This window comes from Enterobacter cloacae complex sp. IR5418, from assembly GCF_049238105.1.
GTDB lineage: Bacteria > Pseudomonadota > Gammaproteobacteria > Enterobacterales > Enterobacteriaceae > Enterobacter > Enterobacter hormaechei.
On record NZ_JBMKHS010000022.1, the window covers coordinates 26,528 to 47,527 of the forward strand.

Consider the following 21,000-nt stretch of genomic DNA (forward strand, 5'->3'; position numbering starts at 1 on the left):
TATTATCGCGCGCAAATTGTGAATCTTTCTGGAGTCAGGAATGAAAGTAACACTGCCAGAGTTTGAACGTGCTGGAGTTATGGTTGTCGGTGATGTGATGCTGGATCGCTACTGGTATGGGCCGACCAGCCGTATCTCTCCGGAAGCGCCGGTGCCGGTAGTTAAGGTCGACACCATTGAAGAGCGTCCAGGCGGCGCGGCAAACGTGGCGATGAACATAGCCTCGCTGGGCGCGCATTCGCGTCTGGTCGGCCTGACCGGCATTGACGATGCGGCGCGTGCCCTGAGTCAGTCGCTGGCGGACGTGAACGTGAAGTGCGACTTCGTTTCTGTCCCGACACACCCAACCATCACCAAGCTGCGCGTGCTTTCGCGTAACCAGCAGCTGATCCGCCTCGATTTCGAAGAAGGGTTCGAAGGCGTCGATCCTGAGCCGCTGCACGAGCGCATTAGCCAGGCGCTGGGCAATATCGGCGCGCTGGTGCTGTCTGATTATGCCAAAGGCGCGCTGGCGAGCGTGCAGACCATGATCCAGCTGGCGCGTAAAGCCAGCGTACCGGTACTGATCGACCCGAAAGGCACCGATTTTGAGCGCTATCGCGGCGCAACCCTGCTGACGCCAAATCTCTCTGAGTTCGAAGCGGTGGCGGGCAAGTGCAAAACTGAAGAAGAGCTGGTTGAGCGCGGCATGAAAATTATCGCTGATTTTGAGCTGTCAGCGCTGCTGGTGACCCGTTCCGAACAGGGCATGACGCTGCTGCAACCGGGCAAGGCGCCGCTGCATATGCCAACCCAGGCGCAGGAAGTGTATGACGTGACCGGTGCCGGTGATACGGTGATTGGCGTGCTGGCGGCGACGCTGGCGGCGGGTAACTCCCTGGAAGAAGCCTGCTACTTTGCGAACGCCGCGGCGGGCGTGGTCGTCGGTAAACTCGGCACCTCCACCGTTTCGCCAATCGAGCTGGAAAACGCGGTGCGTGGGCGTGCGGATACCGGCTTTGGCGTGATGACCGAAGACGAACTGAAAGTGGCCGTTGCCGCCGCGCGCAAACGCGGTGAGAAGGTGGTGATGACGAACGGCGTGTTCGACATCCTGCATGCGGGCCACGTTTCGTATCTGGCGAATGCGCGCAAGCTGGGCGATCGCCTGATTGTGGCGGTCAACAGCGATGCGTCAACCAAACGTCTGAAAGGCGAAACGCGCCCGGTGAACCCGCTGGAGCAGCGCATGATCGTACTCGGCGCGCTGGAAGCGGTGGACTGGGTGGTCTCATTTGAAGAAGATACCCCGCAGCGCCTGATTGCCGGGATCCTGCCTGACCTGCTGGTGAAGGGCGGCGATTACAAACCAGAGCAAATCGCAGGTAGCGAAGAGGTCTGGGCGAATGGCGGTGAAGTGATGGTGCTCAACTTTGAGGACGGGTGTTCAACCACCAACATCATCAAGAAGATCCAGAAAGACAGTCAGTAAAAAACGGGCCAGTTGGCCCGTTTTTTTATGTCGGATGGCGGCTGCGCCTTACCCGACCTACGCGTTCATGTAGGCCCGGTAAGGCGTAGCCGCCACCGGGCACATCAGGCCGCACTTATGCCTGGTCATCCACCGGTGGAATAGCTGGTGCTGGCTTCACTTCTTCCGGCGCATTGCGGCTCTCCAGCTCGCTCAGACGCTGTTCCAGCAGCGCCAGCTTCTCGCGGGTGCGCAGCAGCACCTGCGTCTGCACGTCAAACTCTTCGCGGCTGACTAAATCAAGGCGAACCAACTGTGCCTGCAACGTCTGGCGGATTTTCTTCTCAACGTCATCACCAAACTCACGAATACCTTTCGGCATGGACTCATGAACCTGACGCGCGATCTGCTCAATTTTCTTTGGGTCAATCATTGTCGTTTCCCTTGATGAAAAGGTGTTAGTGCCTATTGTAGCGTGTCATGCCGTGGGTTAAACAAAATTGTTTGAAGCTTATGCATTGCCCAGGGTAATCAATAGCGTTATAGTTATCTCGCTTATTCTCAGGGCGGGGCGAAATTCCCCACCGGCGGTAAATCAGCTTAACGCTGAAAGCCCGCGAGCGCTTTGGGTGAATTCTCAAAGGTCAGCAGATCCGGTGTAATTCCGGGGCCGACGGTTAGAGTCCGGATGGGAGAGAGTAACGATCCAGTCGGGCAAGGCCCGCTCACGTTATTTTTTTGCCGCTTGTACGGCGCTCCTAAGACTGCCCTGATTCTGGTAACCATAAAGTTAATGAGGTTTTTTTACCATGAATCAGACGCTACTTTCCTCTTTTGGCACTTCAACTCAACGTGTTGAACATGCACTGGATGCACTGCGCGAAGGCCGCGGTGTGATGGTGCTGGACGATGAAAACCGTGAAAACGAAGGCGACATGATTTTTGCCGCCGAGAACATGACCGTTGAGCAGATGGCGCTGACCATCCGTCACGGTAGCGGCATCGTATGCCTGTGCATCACCGAAGAACGTCGTCAGCAGCTTGATCTGCCGATGATGGTTGAAAACAACACCAGCGCCTTCGGGACCGGCTTCACCGTGACCATTGAAGCGGCGCATGGCGTCACCACCGGTGTGTCGGCGGCTGACCGCCTGACCACCGTGCGTGCAGCGATTGCTGATGGTGCGAAACCATCCGATCTGCACCGTCCTGGCCACGTTTTCCCGCTGCGCGCGCAGCCGGGCGGCGTGCTGACCCGTGGTGGTCATACCGAAGCGACCATCGACCTGGTGACGCTGGCTGGCTTCAAGCCAGCAGGCGTACTGTGCGAACTGACCAATGATGATGGCACCATGGCGCGCGCGCCGGAGTGCATCACCTTTGCGCGTCTGCACAACATGCCAGTGGTGACGATTGACGATCTGGTGGAGTATCGCCAGGCGCACGAGCGCAAAGCCAGCTGAAATCGCTGATGTAAAAAAGCCGGGGAAACCCGGCTTTTTTGTGTTTAGTGGTAGTTAATTTTGAACAGCACCACCGTTTCGAACGGCCCGGACTGAATCGCTTTCCCTTCTTCCCGTGAAAGTTCAGCCGTGTAGTTTTGCTCAACGTTCAGCTTCTCGCCCGTGAAATCAGCATATTCTTTATACTGGTTGAAGGTGTAGGGTTCCGTTCCGTTAAGAATACGCAGTTTTAAACCATTCCCGATCAGCAACGCGGTGTCGTCCGCACTCAGCGTCTCAGTGGTGTAAAAAGACGAATCCATCTTAAAGCCGTCGGAGCACTGGGCATCCTGCACTTTGGTCGTTCGTATCGAAAACGTGCGAATACGTTTCTGCTGATTCACGATATCGCGCGCGCTGAAGGTACCAAAGTCGATCTCCTGGTTCTCAGGAAAAATACTAAACGTTGCCCCGCAGTCCAGTACCGTAATGTTCTGTAACCCGGTAATGTGGTACTTGAGGTTTTTCGCATCGGCCATCTGGTTCACACCGCCTTTACCGTCAAACTGGACAACTATGTAATCGCTCAGCGAGCTTACGTAGCCGTGAGGCGGCATCGCTTTGATTCTTACGTATAAGCGCAGTCGTGCAACAAAGGTGCGGGAGGTGTGAATATCCTCCGGGTTGCCGGAGCATATGAGGTTTTCCCAGCCCATCTGGTGGATCTGAGCAGGGGTATAAATTGTGATGTTTTTGTTGTCGAGGCACTGGCGGGTATCCACGCCGTTGGGCTGGCCCGTGGCGTCATAGTCGATCCCTTCATAAGTCACCCCAAGTTCATAATAGGGATCGGTGGCAGAAGGATAGGGATTCACCCAGGCAAAAACGTCCTCCGGTTCAAAGCCGCTTGTGACGTTGTGATCGCATGTCACCGGGATTTTGATGTCATTCGACTCCCAAATCTTCTCGCCTGGCTGCGCATTGCTGGGGATAGCAAACGGCGATATCGTTTCGGTTTTTTCGACGGGGCCACCCGCCCCTCCGAGGTAGCAGTCCAGCGCCAGCGCCTCTTTTAACGGCAGCACCGTGAGCAGCAATATAAACAGCAGGTTAGTGAGATTTCGCATCGTTTTCGATCTTCCGTTCGGTCAGGGCGCACTGGGCGGTTCCCGCGCACTGCACGTCGAACTTTTTCAGGGCACCGTAATCGTCGATATAGCCGATGCTGTAATAATTTCCGTGATAGTCGCCGGTAGAGGTCGTTGCTGTGGCAAACGGCGCAAGCATCAGGCTGTCGAAGCCCGGCAGCATGGTCTTCGCATCCTTACTGAGCCAGGCCAGGGTGATGTAGTACGGCGTCGGGTTATGCAGGGTCAGCCCGCTAGCATTGGCTGAAATTTCCAACCGCATCTCCGCCTGCTCGCCGGGCTTTTTGGTAATCGCTTTAGGCCGCCATAACAGCTTGATTCGGCTCTGCATCGCCACCTGCATTACGCTACGCTCCTCGCTTGCGCTGGCGCTTTTCGGCGGCACTTCACGCAGGTTGAAATAAAACAGTGATTCCCTGTCTTTCGGCAACTGGCGCGTAGCGGCTTGTTTAACGATTCTCACCTGGGACGAGGAGCCTGCTTCGATGCGTTGAATGGGAGGAAGCGCCATAAAGTGCGTGTCTTCTTTTTGCCCCTTCTCATCTTCAATCCAGGAGAGCGCCAGATAAGGCAGCGCCTTGCTCTGGTTGTCCACTTTCAGGCTGGTGGCCTTGTCGCTTTCTGAAAAAATAATGCGTGTGCGGTCCAGGTTAATGGCTGCATGAGCGGTAAATGCTGTGCTGATTAGCACCAGGCACAGGCTTTTAAACGGCGTTAATTTCATGATGATTTCTTACTGACACGGCAGTATTAACTGCATACTGTTTTCTAAGTGAGAAGGTAACGAGAAGCGACACTGTTGGTTGTCGCCCCATGTCACCCGAAATTGCTGTTCTGGCTCAACGGCGCCCAGCCAGACGTGGCCTTCATCGGCCACCATCCCAACCTGTAAATCACTTTCTTCCAGGCGAACAATCGCCCCGAGCGGGGGCGTTCCTGATGGCATCCGCAGAACGCCAGCCACATCCTTACCTGCGCGGGTGGCAATCTGACGATAACCAATGGCCCCTTCAGTCCAGGTTGACGTCACGACGCGGTTGTCCACATCCACGCCATCCGGGAGGTTGTTCATATTGACCTGCACGGTGGCGGGGGAATAGCTGGAGAATGACGGCAAAACGCCGATACCAAACCGGTTGGTTTCATCCCGGGACAGGTTCAGGGGAATATTGCCCACGCCGTCGGTGCTGACCATCACCCGCGGTTCATTGCCGTAGCTGCGTCGGTGCAACGCGGCGCCTTTCACCGTTGAAGTGAATGAGCCGTTCCAGCTTGCGCTAAGGGAGTGATATTCTTCAGCCTTATAGCTGCCTGAGAGATTCAGATCGCCGAAGGCGGAATAGTGCTGATAATTTCCGCTGACCTGCGCGGCGGAGTTCGGCTTACCGCTTTCCGCACCTGCGGAAACGCCCCAGGTGTTATTCCGGTCTGACGTGTCATACCACGACACGTTATGACTGAGCGTGTCGCTGTTGCGCATGTCATAGCTAAGCCGGTGATCGGGATCGAGCGGGACGCTGAGCGTGAGGTAAAGCTGGGTATCGTCACTGTCGTCGTCTTCTTCGTAATGTGTTTTACTCCAGGAGAGGGTCACACCCAGGTTTTTCCAGCGACCAACATCAAAGTTGTAGCCCGCCGTAACGCTGCCCGTGGTGGATGGCGATGCGTTCCACCAGGTCTGCCGCAGAATGTTTACATACAGATTCAGTGATAACGCTGGCAGGTACTGGCTTGCCGTCACGCTCAGGGTCTGTTTTTCCGCCTGGCGGTCATCATCAAGATAGCGGGCGTAGCTCAGGAATTGAGGGTCTGAGTAGCGGTAGCTGGCGAGCGTAAGCTGGCTGCCCGTGGTATCAAAGCGCTTACTGTAGTTAAAGCGATAGCTATAACCTGTCTGGCTACTCCGGCCAGGCAACTGGCTGGTGGCCTGCGTGACGTCAAAAGAGAGTGCGCCCAGATACGCCATATTTTGGCCAATCCCGGTGGCGACAGAACGATAGTGGTCGCCATCTGCCAGCATGCCGCCATACAGGGAGGTGTGTGACAGCATGCCCCAGGAAAATTCGCCGCTGAGGAATGCGTTATCCTCTACGTCGTGAGAGGCGTCTTTGCGTGCTTTACCCGCCGCAAGCTTGTAGCGGACCTGTCCCTTGCGCGTTAAAAAGGGAACGGATTCAGCAGATACCTGGTAGGTGCTGACCCGTCCGTCTTCTTCCGTGACTTTGACGTCCAGCGTGCCCTGTACCGACTGGTTAAGATCCTGAATAACAAAAGGACCAGGCGGCACTTTACTCTGGTAAATCACGCGGTCGGCAAGGCTTACGGTTACTGTAGCGTTGGTTTGCGCTATCCCGGTAATCTGGGGGGCATAGCCGCGCAGCGACCAGGTCAGCATACGCTCATCGCTAATCAGTGATGCGCCGGTATAGGTGAAGGCATCGAAAATGGCGGACTGGAAATCCGTTTCACCGAGCGTCAATTTCGCACCGAGGGCAGGCAGGGGCCGGAACATATACAGGCGTGAAAAACGACCGTCGTGATCCGAGCCTGCTTCCGTATAGCTCTGGGTGTACTGGTAATCGCTGCGTAGCCGCCACGATCCCATGTTTACACCGGCGGTGCCGTACGTATTGACGTTATTATTGCTGTCGCCGCTATCGGGCTGATAATGGCTGGCAAATAGATTGTAATCCAGCAGTACGCCCGGTACGCCGTGATCCCAGGTGGACGGCGGCATCCAGTCCGCCGCACGGTATTGTAGCCACGCCTGGGGGACCGTCACTTTAAGCGTCTGGCTGGCTTGCTCAAAAGTAAATTTGATGTCTGGTCTGGCGGCGAAATCAACGCATCCCTCTTTTTCCGGCAAAGCATGACGAACGTCATCCTGCAACGCAAATGTATCGGCCAGCTCGGGGGGAATACAGACCTGAACCGTGTTATTTATTTCTCTCCAGCGAAGCTGCCAGCCATTTGCCAGCGGAATATCATTGATGGCAACCGTAACAAAATAATTTCCCGGAATGACGGGAATGTGATCTTTAAAAAAGGATAAATCAACGCTATTGCGCTGATCTTTATCGATGGCATTAATATTAAATTCGGTGGCAGAGGTAATTCTCGTCATTAACAGGGACGCAATGATGATTACCCAGTGTAATTTGTATGCCATCATCCTGTTACTCGAAAAAGAGGCAGAGCCGACTGGCATGAATTGCCAGCCGGTTGAAAGCGTGATGCAAAGAAATTATTTGTACATCAGGACATAGTTAGCGGTTGCTTCAACCTGGCCTGCTGTCGCCGTTTTACCGGTAAGGACTTCCATAACGGCTTTGAAATGCAGCGTCTGAGTGGTTGAACCTGCCAGCAGGTCAATCGTTTGTCCTGCTCCCAGTGGGAGATTAGTCTCCGCATTATCCAGAAGACGTACACCCACGTTCTGAGCACCGTTTGCATAGGTGTTGGTCATCAGGTTGGTATCCGTCGCGTCTGTTGCGGCGCTGGTGAAGGTCACATCCACTTTAGAGACAGGCGAGTCAGTCTCGTCTTTCGGATCGTCAAGCTGGCAGTTTTCCAGATTAATTTCGACCGGAACAGGCGTAGATTTTTTATTGGCATTAATTACGGCAGTGGTCACTTCACCAAGGTCGATTTCTTTATCTACGCTGTCTGGTGCGATGCTGCACGGTGCGTCAATGACAACGCCTTTGAATGTGATTTTGCCTGAACCTTGCTCTTCAGCAAAAGCAGAACCTGATACAATGGCTGCCATAGCGACGGCCAACAGTACTTTTTTTCCCATATACATGAAAATATCCTTTTTAAATGAATTCATAATCTGCGTGCTATTTATCAGAATACTCGCAAAGTATACGGTTTGGGGGCAGGTGATGCGATTAACGCGGCTAAAATAGATTTTAAGGGAAGGTTAATGTATAAATTCGCTCTATCTTAATGCGTTATTTGTTAGCGGAAGAACCAATAAGCTGACTGTGGCGTAATAATATAAGATAATAATATATTATTAACCGTCACGCCGTATAATAAAAATACGCCTGATAATATTCATGACCGTTATTAAGTTCCTCATGGATAAGAATGCCTCCGAATTAAACGAAGGCATTAACGTTTAGCCAATGCCCGCGGTTTGCAGCAGAACCAGACTCATCCCCATCACTGACATGCCACACAACACGCCGTAACTGGGGTTATTGTTGGGATCGATCTCTTTCGCCAGCGGCATCAGCTCATCGACAGAGAGCGCAACCATAATCCCCGCCACGGCAGCCATAATCGCAGCCATCACAATCGGGGAGACGAGGCTACCGAGGATCAGCCACGCCAGCACGCCGCCGAGAATTTCAGCCATCCCGGAGATACCTGCCCAAAAGACAGCGGTACGTTTTGAACCCGTGGCGGCATAAACGGGCCCGGCAACGGCAAGTCCTTCAGGAATATTGTGCAAAGCGACTGCCAGCGCCACACCAAAACCCATTTCAAGGTTGCTGCTGGCCGTGACATAGGTAGCGATTCCTTCCGGAAAGTTATGCAGGCTGATACCCAGCGTCAGCAGAATGGCCGTGCGTTTGATATTGCCCGGGATGGGGGTAACGCTTTTTTGCATTAAATCCTGCGGGTGGGCGTGAGGAAGAGTACGGTCGAGCGCAAAATAACCCAGCAGACCAATGATAAACATGCCATAGCCCAGAACAGGCGACATCCCTTCGGTATGAAGCGCGGCGGGCAGCATCTCCATCAGCGAGATAAGCAGCATGATCCCGGCGGCGAAACCCAGCGAGAAGGCCAGAAGGCGATTAGAGGGTTTTTGCCCGAGTACCCCGAGGAACGCACCGATAAAGGTTGCGGCGCCCGCAAGTAAGGTCAAAATCAAAGGTACTGACATGCATTCTCCTTAAGCGATATCTGACATTCAAATTTCCTGATGATGATCTTCACGGTTATCTGCGTTCATCTTCACCTGAATGCGCGTAATGTAGGCCCATCACATTGACACCTCCTTTAAGGATATCACCATGTCTTCTTCTCGTATGCCAGCACTGTTTTTAGGCCATGGTAGCCCAATGAACGTCCTGGAAGATAACGTCTATACCCGCGCCTGGCGTCACCTGGGTGAGTCGTTACCGCGTCCGAAGGCAATTGTGGTGGTCTCTGCGCACTGGTTTACCCGGGGTACTGGCGTGACGGCCATGGAAACGCCAAAAACGATTCATGATTTTGGCGGCTTTCCGCAGGCGCTGTATGACACGCATTACCCTGCGCCTGGCTCCCCTGAGCTGGCGCAGCGGTTGGTAGATCTGCTCGCCCCGGTTCCGGTTGCGCTGGATAAAGAAGCCTGGGGTTTTGACCATGGCTCATGGGGCGTCCTGATTAAAATGTATCCCGAGGCCGATATCCCGATGGTGCAGCTGAGCGTCGACAGCACCAAACCGGCGGCCTGGCACATGGAGATGGGCCGCAAGCTGGCAATCCTGCGTGATGAGGGCATCATGCTGATTGCCAGTGGTAACGTGGTACACAATCTGCGTACGGTACGCTGGCACGGTGAAAACACGCCGTACCCCTGGGCAACAGCCTTTAATGACTATGTAAAAGACAACCTGACCTGGCAGGGGCCGGTTGAGCAGCATCCGCTGGTGAACTATCTGGCGCACGACGGCGGTTCACTCTCTAACCCGACGCCGGAACACTTCTTGCCATTGCTGTATGTACTGGGGGCGTGGGATGGTCAGGAACCGGTGACGATCCCGATCGACGGCATTGAGATGGGGAGTTTGAGTATGCTTTCGGTGCAGGTGGGGTAAAAACATGCCCGGTGGCGCTACGCTTACCGGGCCTACGCTCGACATGCAGGCCGGGTAAGGCGAAGCCGCCACCCGGCAGATCTTACTCGACGAAAATATGCGGATAGAACCGCGACAGATCCTGCGTAATCAGCGCCCGATCTTCGCGAATGCCAATCCCGGCAGGCTGATCGTTAATAAGCCAGCTGCCGATCAGCGTATAGCTGTCGCCAAACTTCGGCAGTTGATAAAACGCCTGGACGATCATCCCTTCTTCACCATACGGCCCTTCAACGGCTTCCAGCGTTTTACCGTTTTCGATAATCGAGACGTTTGCCCCTTCACGGGAGAAGATTGGCTTAACGACGTATTTCTCCATCGGCGGGAAATCATCTTCGGCAAAATAAGCAGGCAGCAGGTTCGGGTGGTTCGGGAACATCTCCCACAGCATCGGCAGCAGGGCTTTATTGGAGATAATGCTCTTCCAGGCTGGTTCCAGCCAGCGCACGCCAGCGTCTTCCAGTTTGGTAGAGAACATTTCGCGCAGCATGTATTCCCACGGATAGAGCTTGAACAGGTTGCTGATCACCTGATCCTGCATGTCCGTAAACTGACCTTTTTCACCTAAACCGATATCTTCGATATAAAGGAATTCCGTCGCCACTTCCGCTTCGGCTGCACAATCCTGCAAATACTGAACCGTACCGCGATCTTCTTCGGTATCGCGGCAGCAGGCGAGGTGCAACAGGTTGAAACCGTGCTGTTCCCGCAGTTCAGCGAAACGTTCAATCAACTTTTCCTGAAGGCTGTTGAACTGGTCGCTGCCTTCCGGCAAGTTTCCGGCATTCGCCTGATCTTCCAGCCAAATCCACTGGAAGAACGCCGCTTCATACAGGGAGGTTGGCGTATCCGCGTTGTTTTCTAAAAGCTTCGGTTCGCCCACGCCATCCCATGCCAGATCGAGGCGAGAGTAGAGCGAAGGCTGGTTCGTTTTCCAGGACTGACGGACAAAACTCCAGGTGTGCTTCGGAATGCGGAATTTGGTCATCAGCTCATCGCTGTCGATGACTTTCTCGACCACCTTCAGGCACATCTGGTGCAGTTCGGCGGTCACCTCTTCAAGCTTTTCGACCTGAGCGAGCGTGAGCTTATAGTAAGCATCTTCACACCAGTACGGTTCGCCGTACATGGTGTGAAAGTTGAAACCGTATTCGGTGGCTTTTTCGCGCCAGTCCGGGCGCTCGACAATACTGACTCGTTCCATGATCAGCCGCCCATTGAGCGAGTCGAAGAGCCGGTCGCGCTACGCTGCATGGTGGTTTGTTTGGCAACAGACTCACCGAAGCCACCACGGGTAATGGTGCTGGTGGTAGCGGGTTTCGGTGCCATTGCGGTTTTCGGTACGGTCATCGTACGGCCAGGCGTTGCAGCACCGTAACCCTTGCCGGTGGCATCGGTGTATTTACCGTACGCCGGGCTGTTCGGGTTTTTGGAGCTAAACAGCGGCTGCTGCTGGTAGCCCGCACCGCCACTCATCAAACGGCCCATCATATAACCCGCCATCAGCGGCATCCAGAAACTGCCGCTGGACTGTGCCTGCGCCTGATTTTCCGGTGCCATACCCGCCTGAGCAGGTGCCTGCTGGCACTGGCCTTCCCCGAATTCGGCTACGCAGTCTTCGCGTGAGGCATATTTCGGCGCGGTACGTTCCGCTTCTTTCAGGGCGTTGTTATAGGCCGTCGTACATTCGGCAGCTTTACCGGTTGCGCTCGCGCAGTCGTCGGCGTTTTGATACAGCGAAACCGTTTCGTCGCTTTGCTCGCAGCCTGCCAGCATAAAGACGGCAGTGACGGCCAGCGCGACAGGTGTCAGGTGGCGTGCGTTCCAGCTTTTGCGGAACGACGCGTGATTCATCGTTTTTGTCCGTTTCATATTTGTCTTCCAGGACCCAGGTGTAATAACGCTCAGGATAGAGGATGAGTGGTTGAAAATGAAGCGAAGAGGGGCGGAAACAGGGAGATCTTTACGTTGGCTTACGTTCAGGTGTGATTTTGCGCCGGGTGGCGCTGCGCTTACCCGGCCTACGATTAAGTAGGCCCGATAAGCGCAGCGCCATCGGACAAGGCTTATTGACGGAACGGATTCGTGCCGCTGCTGGCAGGGGCGGTGCTACGCGCTGCCGCTGGCTGTGCAACCGGGGCGCTGCTGTTAGCAGTGAAATTATCCACGGCGGCATCCTGCTGTGGATTTTCCGGCGCGACGCTGTCAGGCGACGTGGAGACCGGTTTACCCAGCGTGCTGTTCAGCATTTGCAGATCCTGCTCGTTCAGCGTACCCAGTGCCTGCTTGATGTTCAGCTGGTTAATCAGGTACTGGTAACGCGCACTGGAGAGCTGCTGTTTCGCGTTATACAGCGTGGTCGTTGCGTCTAACACGTCAACGATGGTACGCGTACCCACGGAGTAGCCCGCTTCCATCGCGTCCAGAGAGCTTTGCGCAGAGACAACGGCCTGTTTGTAGGCGTTGATGCTGCTGATAGAGGCATTGACGTTGTTAAAGGAAGAACGCACGGTCTGCACCACGTTGCGGTGCGCGCTTTCCAGCTGCTCGCTTGCGCCAACAAAGTTGTACTGCGCCTGTTTCACCTGAGAGTTAACCATCCCGCCCTGGTAGAGTGGCAGAGAGAAGCTCAGCCCAACTTTGTTTTGACCAATGTTGCTGTCGTCATAAGCCTGTGAGGTCGTTTTAGAGCCGCTGTAGCTGGTATCCGATACGCCGGTAGAGGCGCTCAGGCTCAGCGTCGGCAGGTGACCATCCTGTGCAAGGCGGATCTGCTCGCGTGCCAGGTCCTGGCTCAGGCGCGCCTGCAACAAGGTCAGGTTACGGTTTTCCGCTTCTTTCAGCAGAGCATTAACCGCCTGCGGTTTGTCCGTTTTGAAACTGTCCACGTTCAGAGAGGCCAGTTCAGGATAGTAATTACCGGTGACCTGACGCAGTGCTTCCAGCGCGTTGTCGAGGTTGTTACGTGCGGTCACTTCGTTAGCCAGTACGGTATCGTACTGTGAACGGGCGTTCTGCACGTCAGTGATGGCAACCAGACCCACGTTAAAACGCTGGGTGGTTTGATCTAACTGACGGTAAATCGCCTGCTTCTGCGCTTCGGTGTAGGAGAGGGCGTCAATCGCGCTCAGTACGTTGAAGTAGGCGGTCGCGGTATTCAGGATCAGCGTCTGCTGGTCGGTCTGATAGGTGACATCCTGGATGCCTGCGCTCTTTTCCTGCAAACTCAGTTCACGCCATTTGGACATGTCGAACAGGGTCTGTGTAAGCTGTAAAGAGGCACTGGTGGCATTCGAGTCGATGCCATTGTTATCGCGAAAACCGTTAGTGTAGGTATAATCTGCACCTAAGCCTAACTGCGGCAGCAGTGGACTACGTGCTTCGTTAATCTTTTCAAACGCAGCATCACGATCGGCCGCTGATTTACGTAAATCAGGGTTGCCCAGACGTGCCTGCTGGTAGACCTGTAACAGGTTCTCTGCCTGGCTCATTGCACTGAAGCCCGTCAGGCTCAGGCCGATAAGGATGGGGAGCAATTTCTTCATTTGCATTCCTTGTTGTGAAGCAGTATTAGCGCTGATCTAATTAAAAATAATTGCCGATTCTAACAGAATCATCCACACCAAAAGGTTGGCGTAACGTGCCATCTGGCGGTAATTTGCTCCAATCTACCATATAGCCATACAAACGGCAGCCAAACAGCCTTGAAATTCACAATTTCATCACCATTGCTACCAGGACTCGACCGATGCAAAAACCAGAAAACGTGCCTGTCACCTTCGCCAAAAACGATGTAGAAATTATTGCACGAGAAACGCTTTATAGCGGTTTTTTTTCAATGGAACTTTACCGTTTCAGGCATCGTCTGTTTAACGGTGAAATGAGCGGTGAGATCAAACGCGAAATTTTTGAGCGCGGGCATGCGGCAGTGTTGCTACCCTATGACCCAGTGCGTGATGAAGTTGTGCTGGTTGAACAGGTGCGAATCGCAGCTTATGAGACCAGCGAAACGCCGTGGTTGCTGGAGATGGTGGCCGGAATGATCGAGGAAGGTGAGTCGGTCGAAGAGGTCGGTCGCCGCGAGGCGCTGGAAGAGGCGGGTCTGGTGGTTGCCCGGACGAAACCGGTGTTGAGCTACCTGGCAAGCCCGGGCGGGACTACAGAACGTTCATCTATTATGGTGGGCGAAGTGGACGCCACGACAGCGGAAGGGATCCACGGTCTGGCAGATGAAAACGAAGATATTCGGGTTCATGTGGTGAGTCGGGAGCAGGCTTACCAGTGGGTAGAAGAGGGGAAAATCGACAACGCAGCGTCTGTCATCGCCCTGCAATGGCTACAGCTGCATTATCAGACATTACGACACGAGTGGAAAAAATGAAGCGTTATACACCTGACTTCCCAGAAATGATGCGCCTGTGCGAAACCAATTTCGCCCAGCTGCGCCGCCTGCTGCCGCGAAATGACGCGCCCGGCGAAACGGTGAGCTATCAGGTGAGCAACGCGCAGTATCGGTTAACGATAACAGAATCAACGCGCTACACTACGCTGGTGGAGATTGAGCAAACGGCGCCGAGCATCAGCTACTGGAGCCTGCCGTCGATGACGGTGCGTCTTTATCACGACGCGATGGTCGCTGAAGTGTGTTCAAGCCAGCAGATCTTTCGCTTCAAAGCGCGGTATGATTATCCGAATAAAAAGTTGCATCAACGCGACGAAAAGCATCAAATTAACCAGTTTTTAGCCGACTGGCTAAGATATTGTTTAGCACATGGAGCAATGGCGATTCCGGTTTGTTAGCGTCATAAACCTACCTAAGGACACCATTTGGAAAGCCTGTTGAACCTGACTGTTGCTGGTGGGGCGCCAGTCAGGATATTACAAATCACCGACACCCACCTTTTTGCCGAAAAGCATGAGACGCTTCTGGGCGTGAACACCTGGGAGAGTTATCAGGCGGTTCTTGACGCGATCCATGCTGAAAAGCGGCCATGCGATCTGATCGTCGCGACGGGCGATCTGGCGCAGGATCAATCCTCCGCAGCCTATCAGCATTTCGCTGAAGGGATTGCGAGCTTTAGCGTGCCTTGCGTCTGGCTACCGGGCAATCACGATTTTCAGCCCGCCATGTACAGTTCGCTTCAGGATGCGGGGATTTCACCGGCAAAATGTGTCTTTGCGGGGGACCAGTGGCAAATTCTGCTCCTCGACAGTCAGGTGTTTGGCGTTCCGCACGGTGAGTTGAGCGACTATCAGCTTGACTGGCTGGAGACAAAACTGGCCGCCGAACCGAATCGTAATACGCTGCTGTTACTGCATCATCATCCGCTGCCGGCGGGCTGTAGCTGGCTCGATCAGCACAGCTTACGCAACTCTGCGGCGCTGGACGGCGTGCTGGCGAAATTCCCGCGCGTGCAAAATTTGCTCTGCGGGCACATTCACCAGGAACAGGATCTCGACTGGAACGGTCGCCGCCTGCTCGCGACGCCCTCTACCTGCGTGCAGTTTAAGCCCCATTGCGCCAACTTTACGCTGGATACCATCGCACCGGGCTGGCGCTGGCTGGAGCTGCATGCCGATGGCTCGCTGACCACCGAAGTTTGCCGTCTGGCCGGGGCACAATTCCGCCCGGATACCGCTTCGGAAGGCTACTGATGTCGACGCTCCTTTACCTCCATGGGTTCAACAGTTCACCGCGTTCCGCAAAGGCGACGCAGTTTCGCCAGTGGCTGAGCGCACATCATCCCCACGTGGAGATGATTATTCCGCAGTTGCCCCCTTATCCGGCGGATGCGGCAGAGATGCTGGAATCGATCGTGCTTGAACACGGCGGCGAATCGTTTGGCGTTGTCGGGTCGTCACTCGGCGGCTACTACGCCACCTGGCTGTCGCAGTGCTTTATGTTGCCCGCTGTCGTCGTCAACCCGGCGGTCCGGCCATTTGAGCTGTTAAGGGACTTTCTTGGTGAAAACGAGAACCCCTACACCGGCCAACAATATGTGCTAGAGTCACGCCATATTTACGATCTCAAAGTTATGCAGGTCGACCCGCTTGAAGCGCCCGATCTTATCTGGCTGCTGCAACAGACGGGAGATGAAGTGCTGGATTACCGCCAGGCAGTGGCGTATTACGCATCCTGCCGCCAGACTGTAGAAGAGGGCGGAAACCATGCTTTCACGGGCTTTGAAGATCATTTCACCCAGATTGTCGATTTTCTTGGACTGCACAGCCACTGACAATCAATGCGAATTGCTAGTTTAAATCATGACGCAAACCTATAACGCTGATGCCATTGAGGTACTCACCGGGCTTGAGCCGGTTCGCCGCCGTCCGGGGATGTACACCGATACGACGCGCCCAAACCACCTGGGCCAGGAAGTAATTGATAACAGTGTGGACGAAGCGCTGGCAGGCCATGCCAAACGCGTGGACGTTATCCTGCACGCCGATCAGTCGCTGGAAGTCATCGACGACGGCCGCGGCATGCCGGTAGATATCCACCCGGAAGAGGGCGTTCCTGCCGTTGAGCTGATCCTCTGCCGTCTGCACGCGGGCGGTAAGTTCTCCAACAAAAACTACCAGTTCTCTGGCGGCTTGCATGGCGTGGGGATCTCCGTGGTTAACGCCCTGTCAAAGCGCGTGGAAGTGAACGTCCGTCGCGATGGTCAGGTGTATAACATCGCGTTTGAAAACGGCGAAAAAGTGCAGGATTTGCAGGTTGTCGGAACGTGCGGTAAACGCAACACCGGCACCAGCGTCCACTTCTGGCCTGACGAAAGCTTCTTCGACAGTCCACGCTTTTCGGTATCCCGCCTGACGCATCTGCTGAAAGCCAAAGCGGTGCTGTGTCCGGGCGTGGAAATTACCTTTAAAGATCACGTTAACAACACCGAGCAGAGCTGGCGCTACGAAAAGGGGCTGAACGACTACCTGTGCGAAGCGGTTAACGGCCTGCCGACCCTGCCGGAAAAACCGTTCGTCGGGAATTTCGAAGGTGACACCGAAGCGGTGGACTGGGCGCTGCTGTGGCTGCCGGAAGGCGGCGAGCTGCTGACCGAAAGCTACGTCAACCTGATCCCAACGCTGCTCGGCGGTACGCACGTCAACGGTCTGCGTCAGGGTCTGCTGGATGCGATGCGTGAGTTCTGCGAATACCGCAACATTCTGCCGCGCGGCGTGAAGCTTTCCGCAGAAGATATCTGGGACCGCTGCGCCTACGTGCTTTCCGTGAAGATGCAGGATCCGCAGTTTGCCGGTCAGACTAAAGAGCGCCTGTCCTCACGTCAGTGTGCGGCGTTCGTTTCCGGCGTGGTGAAAGATGCGTTTACCCTGTGGCTGAACCAGAACGTTCAGGCGGCAGAAATGCTGGCTGAAATGGCGATCTCCAGTGCCCAGCGTCGTCTGCGCGCGGCGAAGAAAGTGGTGCGTAAAAAGCTGACCAGCGGCCCTGCGCTGCCGGGCAAGCTGGCGGACTGTACCGCCCAGGATCTCAACCGCACCGAGCTGTTCCTGGTGGAAGGGGACTCGGCAGGTGGATCCGCCAAGCAGGCGCGCGATCGTGAATACCAGGCGATCATGCCGCTCAAGGGTAAGATCCTCAACACCTGGGAAGTCTCTTCAGACGAAGTGCTGGCTTCGCAGGAAGTACACGATATCTCTGTGGCGATCGGCATCGATCCGGACAGCGACGATCTGAGCCAGCTGCGCTACGGCAAGATCTGTATCCTGGCGGATGCGGACTCCGATGGTCTGCACATCGCCACGCTGCTCTGTGCGCTGTTTGTGAAGCACTTCCGCGCGCTGGTGAAAAACGGTCACGTCCACGTGGCGCTGCCACCGCTGTACCGTATCGATCTCGGCAAAGAAGTCTACTATGCGCTGACGGAAGAAGAGAAAGCGGGCGTGCTGGAACAGCTCAAACGCAAGAAGGGCAAACCGAACGTTCAGCGCTTTAAAGGGCTGGGTGAGATGAACCCGATGCAGCTTCGTGAAACCACGCTGGATCCGAATACCCGCCGTCTGGTGCAGCTGACCATCAGCGATGAAGATGAACAGCAAACCAACGCCGTAATGGACATGCTGCTGGCCAAGAAACGTTCTGAAGACCGACGTAACTGGCTACAGGAGAAAGGCGACATGGCGGATATAGAGGCCTGATACACGCTGTCTTTTTGCCGGGTGGCGGCTGCGCCTTACCCGGCCTACTTATCCCGTAGGCCCGTGCAAGCGTAGCGCCGCCGGGCAAGAAATGCCCCGCATCACGATGAATGGTTTTTCCGGTACTGCAACGGCGTCTCGCCAATCCCCTTTTTAAACGCGCTGATAAACCACGTCACGTCGGAAAATCCCGCCCGGGATGCAATCTCACGTACGCTCGCCTCGCTATGCAGCAGCCACTCGCACGCCTTACGCAACCTTAGCGTGTTCAGGTAGTCGTGAATTTTTTCGCCCGTTTCCGCATGAAATTTTCGCGATACGTAACTGCGCGATTTACCCAGCTCTGCGGCCAGCGCATCCAGACGAAATTTCTCCTGATAATGCTCGTCGAGCCAGAACATCACCTGGCTGGCGATCCCCTGGCTGTTGCCCGGCTCGCCGTCGCGATCGTCGGGCAGCATCGCGAACAGGCCGATCAGCAGGCTGGCGATGCTCTCGCCGTTCATTGGCGGTTTATAGCAGCTAAACAGATGGTCGATATGGTGATGACAGTGGGCTAAATCGGCGACCCACGCTTCGCCGCCGCGGCGCGACAGCCGCTCCAGCCGCTGCCGGGTCTGGGGAAAATCCCGCAGGATCTTCAGCACCGCGTGCTGGTCGAGGTGAATAATGGTGCGGCGGTAAATCGCCTCCGCCTGTTCGTCCACCATGACCTTATGCAGCGTAAAAGGGGGGAAGAAAAACAGCCGTCCGGGACGCATGGTGTAGTGACGATTATCGACAATCGCTACGCCAAAGCCCTCCTCCACATAGAGGATCTCCAGGCACTGATGCCAGTGATGGTAGCGAACGGTATTGGCAAACAGGCGGCTGAACGAGGCCACGGTATCGTTCAGGGTGATCAGTTCCAGAAGATCGGATGTCGGCGTGTCGTGCATAGTGCAATAAAACTCAACTTTTTCCCCACTGACCGTCTTTATAAACCACCTTTTTAAATTTTCTCAACTGCGGGTTTATTCATCGCTCGCGCCTGTGACATGGCTAACATTTCTGCCCCATACGGATTCACTATGCTTTGCGGCAGTTGATTACGAGGGCGAACCTATGTGGGCGGCAAACAAAGAAAAATCAAATCCATTGTCTTCACGCCAGGACGTGGTGGCATCGTTGAATGCGCTGTTGCAGGCGCTGGACACGCAATTTCCGGCGAACCGTTCCCGATTCTCGCTGGGCGACACCAGCGCCCATTACGCAACGGACATTGCGCAGATGGAGGGGCTGTCCCGCGCGCTGTGGGGGCTGTTTCCGCTGATGGCGTCCGGCGAAAGCACGCCGTTCAGCGAGAAGTACCTTACTGCCATTAAGCTCGGTACCGACCCGCAAAGCAGCGGCTACTGGGGCGAAACCGGCCCGTACGATCAGCGTCTGGTGGAGATGGCGGCTTACGGTCTGGGGCTTGCGCTGCTGGGAGATAAACTTACCGCCCGCTTTTCTGAACGTGAAGTGATGAACCTGCATGCGTGGCTCAACCAGATCACCGACGCGCAAATGCCGGACAGCAACTGGAACTACTTTGCCATTATGGTCCAGCTCGGCTTTAAACGCGCCGGTCTGCCGTATGACCAGGCCGCCATTGACCACCGCTTTGCGCTGATGGACGCCTACTACCTCGGCGACGGCTGGTATTCCGATGGCCCGGGCCGTCCGAAAGACTATTACATCTCCATGGCCTTCCACTTCTACGGCCTGATCTACGCCACCCTGAGTGACGACGAGGCGAGGGCGAAGGTACTGCGCGAGCGCTCGCGTCTCTTTGCGGAGGACTTTATTTACTGGTCCGCCGCCGATGGCGCTTCAGTACCGTTTGGCCGCAGCCTGACCTACCGCTTCGCTATGGTCGCCTTCTGGAGCGCGGTGGCCTTTTCTCAACTGGATGTCTTCACCCCGGGCATCGTGAAGGGCATTGTGCTGCGACATCTGCGCTGGTGGCAACAGCAGCCGATTGTCGATCGCGACGGCATTCTGACGCTCGGCTTTGCGTATCCGAACCTGGCGATGTGCGAGGATTACAACTCCCCCGGTTCACCCTACTGGGCGTTGAAAACTTATCTGATCCTGGCGCTGCCGGAAGCACACCCGTTCTGGCAGGCGGAAGAACAACCGCTGCCCACGCTTGCTGAAAAACATGTGATTCCGCATGCGCAGCAGATCCTGATGCATTCGAAAGATTCTCAACACGTCGTGATGCTCACCGCCGGTCAGCTGGAGCTGAACAATTATGTCAACACCGAAGCGAAATACACCAAATTTGCCTACTCCAGCCGCTTCGGCTTCACCATCGAGCGCGGGCGTTTTGGCCTGAAGCATGCGGCCTGCGATTCCATGCTGCTGCTGGCGGACGGAGACGACTATTTCCGCGGTCGTCGCGCGTGTGAAGAGGTTCGGGTGGATGAAAATTACATTTTCTCGCGCTGGTCGCCGTGGCGTGACGTCCAGATTGCGACCTGGCAGATCCCGTTCGGGGAGTGGCACCTGCGTCTGCACCGTATCAATAGCGCGCGCACCCTGCAAACCGTCGAGGGCGGCTTTGCGGTAATGAAAACGGACCACCAGGTGCGCGATCGCGGCTGTTATCTGATGGCTGAAAACGGCAGCAGCGTCATTGTCGATCTCTCGCCTGCCATTCGCCGCCAGCCGGACAGCATCGTCACGCCGCCGAACAGCAGCATTATGTTTGCGGAGTGCGCCTCCATTCCGTTGTTAAAAGCCGACCTCCCGCAAGGGGAAAGCTGGCTCTGTTGCGCCGTCCTGGCTGGTGCAAATCAGCCCGCTGCGGCGACGCCACAGCTGAATATAACCCATAACCAGGTCGTTATTAGCGAACCCGGAAGCGAACGTAAGCTGTCGTTCACATTATAAAAATCTGGCCCTACACCCCGGCGAGG

Annotated in this window: 19 protein-coding genes and 1 riboswitch; of the genes, 9 read left to right on the forward strand and 10 right to left on the reverse strand. The window is 55.3% G+C overall.

The features are described 5' to 3' along the window. The first annotated feature begins 40 nt into the window (after positions 1-40). Entirely contained in the window at positions 41-1,471 is a 1,431-nt protein-coding gene (gene hldE / locus ACOTX7_RS16540; protein ID WP_015571898.1) for a bifunctional D-glycero-beta-D-manno-heptose-7-phosphate kinase/D-glycero-beta-D-manno-heptose 1-phosphate adenylyltransferase HldE, read from the forward strand. Between the two features lie 115 nt (positions 1,472-1,586). Here hldE and ubiK read toward each other — a convergent pair whose 3' ends face one another. Then, positions 1,587-1,883 (reverse strand): ubiquinone biosynthesis accessory factor UbiK, encoded by a 297-nt coding sequence (ubiK, locus tag ACOTX7_RS16545; protein ID WP_000566823.1) that lies wholly within the window; start codon positions 1,881-1,883, stop codon positions 1,587-1,589. A 120-nt stretch (positions 1,884-2,003) separates the two neighbouring features. Continuing rightward, positions 2,004-2,154, forward strand: a riboswitch (FMN riboswitch). 105 nt (positions 2,155-2,259) lie between these two features. Here ubiK and ribB point away from each other — a divergent pair. Further along, on the forward strand, positions 2,260-2,913 hold the full coding sequence (gene ribB, locus ACOTX7_RS16550; protein ID WP_006811992.1) for a 3,4-dihydroxy-2-butanone-4-phosphate synthase: 654 nt from the start codon (positions 2,260-2,262) through the stop codon (positions 2,911-2,913). Positions 2,914-2,957: 44 nt separating this feature from the next. On the opposite strand, the gene ACOTX7_RS16555 is transcribed toward ribB, so the two are convergent. From ACOTX7_RS16555 to zupT, 5 genes are all read right to left on the reverse strand, one after another. Beyond that, positions 2,958-4,019, reverse strand: coding sequence for a fimbrial protein (locus tag ACOTX7_RS16555; protein ID WP_006811991.1), 1,062 nt, complete (start codon positions 4,017-4,019; stop codon positions 2,958-2,960). Beyond that, a complete protein-coding gene (locus ACOTX7_RS16560) occupies positions 4,003-4,764 on the reverse strand; it encodes a fimbrial biogenesis chaperone (RefSeq protein WP_221813477.1) in 762 nt (253 codons plus the stop codon). The genes ACOTX7_RS16555 and ACOTX7_RS16560 overlap by 17 nt, the downstream gene beginning before the upstream one ends. Before the next feature lie 9 nt (positions 4,765-4,773). Next, on the reverse strand, positions 4,774-7,209 hold the full coding sequence (locus ACOTX7_RS16565) for a fimbria/pilus outer membrane usher protein (protein ID WP_221813475.1): 2,436 nt from the start codon (positions 7,207-7,209) through the stop codon (positions 4,774-4,776). Between the two features lie 75 nt (positions 7,210-7,284). Beyond that, positions 7,285-7,845, reverse strand: coding sequence for a fimbrial protein (locus ACOTX7_RS16570; RefSeq protein ID WP_205921450.1), 561 nt, complete (start codon positions 7,843-7,845; stop codon positions 7,285-7,287). A gap of 321 nt (positions 7,846-8,166) precedes the next feature. Continuing rightward, positions 8,167-8,940 (reverse strand): zinc transporter ZupT, encoded by a 774-nt coding sequence (gene zupT, locus ACOTX7_RS16575; protein WP_006811986.1) that lies wholly within the window; start codon positions 8,938-8,940, stop codon positions 8,167-8,169. Between the two features lie 130 nt (positions 8,941-9,070). Between zupT and ygiD the strand changes: the two genes are divergently transcribed. Next, a complete protein-coding gene (gene ygiD, locus ACOTX7_RS16580) occupies positions 9,071-9,859 on the forward strand; it encodes a 4,5-DOPA dioxygenase extradiol (protein WP_221813473.1) in 789 nt (262 codons plus the stop codon). 82 nt (positions 9,860-9,941) lie between these two features. On the opposite strand, the gene ACOTX7_RS16585 is transcribed toward ygiD, so the two are convergent. From ACOTX7_RS16585 to tolC, 3 genes are all read right to left on the reverse strand, one after another. Further along, positions 9,942-11,102 (reverse strand): glutathionylspermidine synthase family protein, encoded by a 1,161-nt coding sequence (locus ACOTX7_RS16585; protein WP_006811984.1) that lies wholly within the window; start codon positions 11,100-11,102, stop codon positions 9,942-9,944. Positions 11,103-11,104: 2 nt separating this feature from the next. After that, positions 11,105-11,770, reverse strand: a complete 666-nt coding sequence (locus ACOTX7_RS16590) for a DUF1190 family protein (RefSeq protein WP_006811983.1) — start codon at positions 11,768-11,770, stop codon at positions 11,105-11,107. 194 nt (positions 11,771-11,964) lie between these two features. Further along, positions 11,965-13,443 (reverse strand): outer membrane channel protein TolC, encoded by a 1,479-nt coding sequence (gene tolC / locus ACOTX7_RS16595; protein WP_032674054.1) that lies wholly within the window; start codon positions 13,441-13,443, stop codon positions 11,965-11,967. Between the two features lie 203 nt (positions 13,444-13,646). Between tolC and nudF the strand changes: the two genes are divergently transcribed. The 5 genes from nudF to parE are packed head-to-tail and all read left to right on the forward strand — an operon-like array spanning position 13,647 to position 18,055. Next, positions 13,647-14,279, forward strand: coding sequence for an ADP-ribose diphosphatase (nudF, locus tag ACOTX7_RS16600; protein WP_221256472.1), 633 nt, complete (start codon positions 13,647-13,649; stop codon positions 14,277-14,279). Then, on the forward strand, positions 14,276-14,698 hold the full coding sequence (locus ACOTX7_RS16605) for a DUF1249 family protein (RefSeq protein WP_003862516.1): 423 nt from the start codon (positions 14,276-14,278) through the stop codon (positions 14,696-14,698). The genes nudF and ACOTX7_RS16605 overlap by 4 nt, the downstream gene beginning before the upstream one ends. A gap of 27 nt (positions 14,699-14,725) precedes the next feature. Then, positions 14,726-15,553 carry a 3',5'-cyclic-AMP phosphodiesterase gene (cpdA, locus tag ACOTX7_RS16610; protein ID WP_047355133.1) on the forward strand — a complete coding sequence of 276 codons (828 nt, stop codon included), beginning with the start codon at positions 14,726-14,728 and terminating at the stop codon, positions 15,551-15,553. Further along, positions 15,553-16,134, forward strand: coding sequence for an esterase YqiA (gene yqiA / locus ACOTX7_RS16615; RefSeq protein WP_006811979.1), 582 nt, complete (start codon positions 15,553-15,555; stop codon positions 16,132-16,134). The genes cpdA and yqiA overlap by 1 nt, the downstream gene beginning before the upstream one ends. A gap of 28 nt (positions 16,135-16,162) precedes the next feature. Continuing rightward, entirely contained in the window at positions 16,163-18,055 is a 1,893-nt protein-coding gene (gene parE, locus ACOTX7_RS16620; RefSeq protein WP_006811978.1) for a DNA topoisomerase IV subunit B, read from the forward strand. Positions 18,056-18,156: 101 nt separating this feature from the next. Here parE and ACOTX7_RS16625 read toward each other — a convergent pair whose 3' ends face one another. Then, positions 18,157-18,993, reverse strand: coding sequence for an AraC family transcriptional regulator (locus ACOTX7_RS16625; protein WP_047355134.1), 837 nt, complete (start codon positions 18,991-18,993; stop codon positions 18,157-18,159). 166 nt (positions 18,994-19,159) lie between these two features. On the opposite strand from ACOTX7_RS16625, the gene ACOTX7_RS16630 reads away from it, so the two are divergent. Then, positions 19,160-20,974: a DUF2264 domain-containing protein gene (locus ACOTX7_RS16630; protein ID WP_221256470.1), complete on the forward strand. Its 1,815-nt coding sequence runs from the start codon at positions 19,160-19,162 to the stop codon at positions 20,972-20,974. Positions 20,975-21,000: the final 26 nt, after the last annotated feature.